This is a genomic window from Streptomyces sp. WAC05374 (assembly GCF_004353505.1).
Lineage (GTDB): Bacteria > Actinomycetota > Actinomycetes > Streptomycetales > Streptomycetaceae > Streptomyces.
The window spans coordinates 23429-29636 of sequence record NZ_SMNQ01000032.1; the positions used below are offsets into that span (position 1 = coordinate 23429).

General features: G+C 73.0%; 5 protein-coding genes. 3 read left to right on the plus strand and 2 right to left on the minus strand.

The features are described from left to right. Window positions 1-96 precede the first annotated feature (96 nt). On the minus strand, window positions 97-255 hold the full coding sequence (locus E2B92_RS32800) for a hypothetical protein (RefSeq protein ID WP_160159814.1): 159 nt from the start codon (window positions 253-255) through the stop codon (window positions 97-99). Between the two features lie 273 nt (window positions 256-528). Between E2B92_RS32800 and E2B92_RS32080 the strand changes: the two genes are divergently transcribed. Both E2B92_RS32080 and E2B92_RS32085 read left to right on the plus strand, forming a co-directional pair. Continuing rightward, a complete protein-coding gene (locus E2B92_RS32080) occupies window positions 529-1368 on the plus strand; it encodes a helix-turn-helix transcriptional regulator (protein WP_160159815.1) in 840 nt (279 codons plus the stop codon). Window positions 1369-1547: 179 nt separating this feature from the next. Beyond that, window positions 1548-3482, plus strand: coding sequence for a site-specific DNA-methyltransferase (locus E2B92_RS32085; RefSeq protein ID WP_200836948.1), 1935 nt, complete (start codon window positions 1548-1550; stop codon window positions 3480-3482). Window positions 3483-3565: 83 nt separating this feature from the next. Here the strand turns inward: E2B92_RS32085 and E2B92_RS32090 are convergent, their stop codons facing one another. Then, complete coding sequence (locus E2B92_RS32090) at window positions 3566-4366, minus strand: inositol monophosphatase family protein (RefSeq protein WP_185923810.1); 801 nt, start codon at window positions 4364-4366, stop codon at window positions 3566-3568. Between the two features lie 97 nt (window positions 4367-4463). On the opposite strand from E2B92_RS32090, the gene E2B92_RS32095 reads away from it, so the two are divergent. After that, entirely contained in the window at window positions 4464-5321 is an 858-nt protein-coding gene (locus E2B92_RS32095) for a sulfurtransferase (RefSeq protein WP_235024078.1), read from the plus strand. Window positions 5322-6208: the final 887 nt, after the last annotated feature.

A 6208-nucleotide genomic window follows, 5' to 3' on the forward strand; every position in this document is an offset into this window, starting at 1 on the left:
AGAAGAGCCCCCTCGATTCGGGTGAATCACCGACTCCCCGAATTCATCTCCCGGAAATCTGACGCCCTGTCGGGAAACCGACGCCGCTCGGCGGGGTCAGGGACCCCATTCATCGTCTTCCGTCAACGCCACGACCTGGTTCGTGGCGGAAATGGATGCCTCGCTTCCGCCCTCCACGGCATAGGTGAAGAGCCCGAGGATCAGTGCCAAAGCCGGAAGCCCGAACAGGCGCCCGGCCTCTCTCGTGCGGTTCACAATCCCTCCCCTGGCTGAAAGGCCCCTTGGCCCTCCCGCCCTCAGAAATATGCCGCACCGCACTACAGGAAAGGGTCGTTCAGTAGCATCATGATCACGCAATGCAAGAATCGGAAGGAGTGTCAAATGTGCAGGAACTCGGACTTAGCCCCGCATTCGAACGTCGTCAGGCCCTGTGATCGCGGCCTGGAGGTCTACCGACGTGCGCTGGCTCATGGTCCGATATCGGGTGATGTGCCCGAATGTCTGCTCCGGTTGGGGCTTCTACGGCCAGTGGCCGAAACCCCCACACTGCTCGCGGCCGTCCCCCCGGACATCGCCGGCCGCGAACTCACCCGCCCCGTCGAGCGCGCCATGCTCGCGCACCAGCAGACCCTGGCCGCCATCAGTGACTCGATCGCATCGGCCGAGGACGTCTACTCCGCGACCCGCCAGGCCGTCTCCACCGCCCCCGTACGCCTGCTCCAGGGGGAGGACGTCATACGTGCCGCCCTGGAACAGGCCGCCGACAACTGCCGCGAGGAACTGCTGACCTGCCAGCCCGGCGGCCGCCGCGACCCGGCCTCGCTCGCCCGCTCGCTCTCCCGCGTCCTCGCCATGCACCGGCGCGGCGTCAAGCAGCGCACGCTCTACCAGCACACCGTGCGCGCACACGGCCCCACGCTCGCCTACATCGAACAGGCGACCGCCTCCGGTGCCCAGTTCCGCACCCTCAACGAGGTGTTCGACCGGCTGATCATCTACGACCGTACGACGGCCTTCATCCCGGACCCGCGCCACGAGCTGAGAACCGCCGCCCTGGCCATCGACCACCCAGCGATAGTCCACTACCTCGCCAAGGTCTTCGAGCACGCCTGGGCGCGCGGCGAAACCGTCAGCATCACCCAGGAGTACGTCCGCCCCCCGCTCATGACCGACGAGACCCGTCGTGCCGTGCTGCGGCTGATGGTGGAGGGCTACACCGACGCGGCCATCGCCAGCCGGCTGGGTGTCAGCCCGCGCACCGTCTCCACCCACATCAAGAAGGCCTCCGACCTCCTCGGCGGGCGCAGCCGGGCCCACCTCGCCTACCTGCTCGCCCAGTCCGACCTCCTCGACGCCGGCCACGGCTGAACCGCACCCCCACACCCCCCACTCCCACGCCCCACGGCGTCACGGGAGGCGGGCCGCCCCGACCGGACGGCCTGACCTTCCCCACCCCCCACGCACCCCCGGCCAGTGGCGCGCGCGCCGCCGGTGCCAACCGGGCCGCAGGGCGGACCGGCGGTACGGTGGGCGGGCGGACGACAGGAATGGCGGACGACACGGTGTCGATGCAGCCCATCCGGCCGGGAGATCCCGAGACCGTTTCCATGGACCTGGTGGCCGAGAACGCCGAGCGGCTCAAGGCACTGTTCCCCAGCGTCTTCACCGAGGGCCTGCTCGATGTCGGCGCCCTCGTACGCCTCCTTGCGCCGGAATGCGAAAACCCGGCGGGCGAATCCCCGGAGCCGTGCGCCGACCCGGCGGTATGCGCACATCCCGCGGTGTGCGAATCCCCGGAGAGATACGGACTCGGCTGGCCCGGAAAGAAACGTGCCCAGGAAATCGCCCGGACGCCCGGCAGCGGAACCCTTCTGCCCCGTCCCGGCGAAAGCCTCGACTGGGACACCACCGGCCATGTGATGATCGAGGGCGACAATCTCGACGTCCTCAAAATCCTCCAGCGGAGTTACGCGGGCCGCGTCAAGCTCATCTGCATCGACCCGCCCTACAACACCGGCCGGGATTTCCTCTACCCGGACAGCTTCCGGGACGGCGTGCGCGACTACCTCCGGCTCACCGGCCGGCTCGACACCGCGGGCGGGCGGCGCGGCGGCGGCGCCGAGACCTCGGGCCGCTACCACAGCGCCTGGCTGGACATGATGTACCCGCGCCTGTTCCTCGCCCGCAACCTGCTGCGACAGGACGGCGTCGCCTTCGTCTCGATCGACGACCACGAGGTCCACAACCTCCGCGCCGTCATGGACGAGATCTTCGGCCCGGAGAACTTCGTCGCCACCGTGATCTGGCAGAAGGTCTATTCCCCCAAGAACAGTGCCCGCCACTTCTCCGAGGACCACGACTACCTCCTCGTCTACGCCCGGGACGCCGATTCCTGGACGCCCGGACTTCTGCCCCGCACGGCCGGGCAGAACGCGGCGTACAAGAACCCGGACAACGACCCGCGCGGGCCCTGGAAGGCCGACAATTGCACCGCCCGCAATTACTACAGCAAGGGCACCTACGCCATCACCACGCCCGGCGGCCGGCTCATCGAGGGGCCGCCGCCCGGGACGTACTGGCGGTATTCCGAGACGACCCTGCGGGAATTGGACGCGGACAACCGCATCTGGTGGGGGAGGGACGGCAACAACACCCCCGCCGTCAAGCGCTTCCTGTCCGAGGTCAGACAGGGCCGCGTTCCGCAGACCCTCTGGCCCTACACGGAAGTGGGCCACAACCAGGACGCCAAACGCGAACTGCTGGAGCGGGTGCGGTTCGCCTCCTCGGGCAGCGTCTTCGACACCCCCAAGCCGACCGCCCTCGTCCGCCGCATCCTGACCCTCGCCACCCGGCCGCACGGCGGGGACATCGTGCTGGACTTCTTCGCCGGCTCCGGCACCACCGGCGACGCCGTCCTCCAGGCCAACGCCGAGGACGGCGGCGACCGGCGCCACATCCTGGTCCAGCTCCCCGAACCCACCGGCCACGCCGACCACCCGACGGTCGCCCACATCACCCGCGCCCGCCTGCGCGCCGCCGCGGCGGCCCTCCCTGCGGCGCCGGACCGCGGCTTCCGCTCCTTCACCCTCGCGCCCTCCGGCATCGTCCGCCGGGAAGCCCACCTCCTGGAGCAGACCGCCACCGGCCCCGACGGCCGCACCGACCAGGAGGTGCTGTTCGAACTCCTCCTGGGCCGCGGCCTGGACCTCTCCCTGCCCGTCGAGACCCGCACCTTCCAGGGCGTCACCGTCCACAGCACCGGCCACGGCCTGCTGTTCGCCTGCCTGCCGCCCGCCGGCTCCCTCGGCCGCGACCGCGCCGAGGCCGCCGCCCTCGGCATCGCCCACTGGCGCGAAGAACTCGACCCGGCGGGCGAGGTGTCCGTGTACGTCAGGGACGCCGCCTTCCAGGACGACACGGCCAGGGCCACCATGGCGGCCGTCCTCGACCGGCACGGCTTCGCCGTGGTCAAGAGCCTGTAGGCGGCCCGTCCACAGTGGCGACCGACGACCCGCCTCCTCCGCCACAGGGCGGTCCACCACAAGAGACCCGGCTGCTCCAGGCCCTAGCCCCGGCCGCGCACCATCGCCATCAGCAGCTCGTGGGTCCCGCTGTCGGCGGCGGCCACCAGCCCACGGCCCGACTCACCCAGCGGGGCACCGTCGATCCCGGTGACGACACAGCCGGCGGCCCTGCACAGGGCGATCCCGGCCGCGAAGTGCACACTGCCCGACAGGTCGCCGCCATCCGTGACATATGCGGCCCGCTTGCCGGCGGCGACCCAGGCCAGCGCCAGGCTCGTGGACACGACCCGGGGCCGGAACCGTGCGGCGAAGCCGGGGTGGGCCAGCAGGTCCACGGCCCGGAAGCCGGGCGCACTCGGGAACGGCGGGTCCAGGTTGACGTCCACCAGCCGGGTGGCGGACGACGGCGCCAGCGGTGCGTCACCGGCACCGTCACGCCGTACCCGGGCGGTCTCCCCGTCGGTGAAGAAGACCTCGCCGCCGAACGGGTCGGCCACCGCCGCCGCCCCGTCCCGCAGCGCTACGTTGACGGCCACCAGCATGGTGCCGGTGGCGTAGTTCAGCGTCCCGCACAGGGGATCGACCAACCACTGGCGCGCAGCGCCGGCGGCGCCCTGCTGCCCGCCCTCCTCGCCGAGCACCGCGTCACCGGGCCGTGCGGCACGAAGGACGCCGAGGATCGCCTTCTCGGCCTCCACGTCGGCGGTGGTGGCGAAGTCCCCGGCACCCTTGTCGATGCGTTGGAGCCGCCGGCCGTACATGCCGCGGACCACGTCCGCGCCGGCCCGCGCCCCGGCCATCGCGACCGCGGCGTCGTCGGAACCCGCGTATGAGTCGATCACACCGTGCAGACTACTGAGGCGAAACAGCTCCGCGCCGTCGAACCGTCCCGGTCGGACCACCAGCGGGGCGCGGCCCGGACCCACAGGAGAACGCGCGGTGAGCACGCCCCACACGGACCCCCTTCCCCCGCTGCCCGGCCCGCTCGTGGACCCGGACTGGCTCGCGCGGCGGCTCGGCACGCCCGGGCTCGTGGTCTTCGACGCCTCCGTGGGCGCGCACCGGGGCACCCCGAGGCGCGTCCCCGGGGCCCGGCCCTTCGACATCGACGGGGCACTGTCCGACCACACCGCTCCGCTGCCCCACACGATGCCGGACGCCGGAGCGTTCACCGACGAAATGCGCGCCCTGGGCCTCGACGACAGCGGCACGGTCGTCGTGTACGACGCCGCCGGCGTCTACTCCAGCGCCCGCGCCTGGTGGATGCTGCGGGCCATGGGCTTCGACCGGGCCGCGGTGCTCGACGGCGGGCTCCCCGCCTGGAGCGCGGCCGGCCTGCCGGTGGAGCCGGAGCCGCCCCGGTACGCCGGGCCACGCGGCGACTTCACCGCCCGGCCCCGGCCGGGGCTGCTGGTGGGCAGCGACCGTGTGACGGAGGCCCTGGCCGACCCGGACACGGCCGTCCTCGACGCCCGCACCCCGCAACGGTTCACGGGTGAGGCGCCCGAACCCCGCCCGGGGCTGCGCGGCGGCCACATGCCCGGCGCGCGGAACCTGCCCTTCGGCAACACCCAGCACCAAGGCGTCATGCGCCCGGCGGAGGAACTGCGCGCCCTCTTCTCCGAGGCGGCCGGCGACCGGCGCGCACTGGTCCTGAGCTGCGGCTCGGGCGTCACCGCCTGCGTCCTCGCCCTGGCCGCCGAACTGGCCGGGTACGAGGAGGCCGCCGTGTACGACGGTTCCTGGAGCGAGTGGGGCCTGCCCTCGGACCTCCCCGTGGTGACCGGTCCCCGCTGACGGGGCAACCGGAGCCCCGCCCGGCCCGTCCTGCTGGAGGACGACGAGTGGGGCGGCGCCGCCGCGGGCCCATCGCGGTGACGTTCCTCGGCAATCGCGCGGCACAACACGGGACGTGACGGGAAAACCCGGAACCACCACCACAGTCTGAAACGTCCAGGCATGACGTACGTTGCGTCCCATGAAGGAGAGAGCGATGGCGGGCGGATCACCCGACGCGGACAAGGCCACGGAAGAGCAGCCGGAGGCCGAGACCACCCAGGTCGTCCCCGCACCCCCGCCCGCCGCGAACGAGGTCACACGCCAACTGGTGACGCTCACCGCCGCCGCCCCCTCCTCACCGGCCCCCGCCCCGGAAACCCCACCCCCGGCCGAGCCCGCGCCCGCGTCCGAGGATGCCGACGAGGCCGCACCCACCCCGCCCGAGGCCGCGGCGGAGCCCACCCACGACGACACCCCACCCGACGAGCCGACCCCGGCGGAGCCCACCCACCCGAAGCCGGAGCAGACCTCACCGGAGCCCACCGCCCCCAAGCCCACCCCGCCCGAGCCCACCCAGGCCAAGCCGACCACGCCGGAGCCGTCCCCGCCCGAGCCCACCCACTCCGAGCCCACCCAAGCCAAGCCCACCACGCCCGAGCCGTCTCCGCCCGAGCCCACCCAAGCCAAGCCCACCACGCCCGAGCCGTCTCCGCCCGAGCCCACCCAAGCCAAGCCCGCCCACTCCAAGCCGACCGCGCCCGAGCCCCCCCCCCCCCCCCCCCCCCCCCCACCCCCCCCCCCCCCCCCCCCCCCCCCCCCCCCCCCCCCCCCCCCCCCCCCCCCCCCCCCCCCCCCCCCCCCCCCCCCCCCCCCCCCCCCCCCCCCCCCCCCCCCCCCCCCCCCCC

Excerpts from the sequence above, each read along its gene's own strand:
- E2B92_RS32085 (WP_200836948.1), top strand. The coding sequence starts at position 1,548 with ATGGCGGACGACACGGTGTCGATGCAGCCCATCCGGCCGGGAGATCCC.